At 57.2% G+C, this 439-nt stretch carries 1 protein-coding gene; it reads left to right on the top strand.

Features of this window, described 5'->3' with window-relative positions; genetic code table 11:
- The coding region (locus H8L47_RS30520; RefSeq protein WP_186957342.1) for a cellulose synthase subunit BcsC-related outer membrane protein at window positions 1–439 on the top strand (439 nt) is incomplete at both ends.

The following is a 439-nucleotide window of genomic DNA, read 5'->3' as shown; positions in this document are numbered from 1 at the left end:
TGCGCTGGAGTGGCAGCGACGATGGACTCAGCCTCGGCATCGAAGTTGCCCGCCGCTCAGTCAGCGACAGCTACCTCTCCTATGCTGGCGCCAAAGACAGCCTGTATGGGCTCACCTGGGGTGGCGTCACCCGCACAGGCATCAAACTCGACACCTCCTATGATGGAGAAGATGGCGGCGTCTATGCCAGCGCAGGCTACTATGGGCTCACCGGTAAAAACGTCGCCAAGAACAGCATGGGTGAAATAGGCGTAGGTGCCTACTGGCGCGCCTACAAAACCAATGACTTCAGCTTCACTACCGGGCTGGGCATGACCTCCTTCTTCTACAACAAAAACCTGCGCTACTTCAGCTACGGACATGGTGGCTACTTCAGCCCCAAATCCTATGTTGCACTAGGCATCCCGCTGGAGATCGCAGGACGCAAAGGCAAACTCTC

The organism is Undibacterium umbellatum, assembly GCF_014284125.1.
Classification (GTDB): domain Bacteria; phylum Pseudomonadota; class Gammaproteobacteria; order Burkholderiales; family Burkholderiaceae_D; genus Undibacterium; species Undibacterium umbellatum.
Note: the sequence above shows the minus strand (reverse complement) of the source record. Positions and strands in the feature narration are given on the sequence as shown.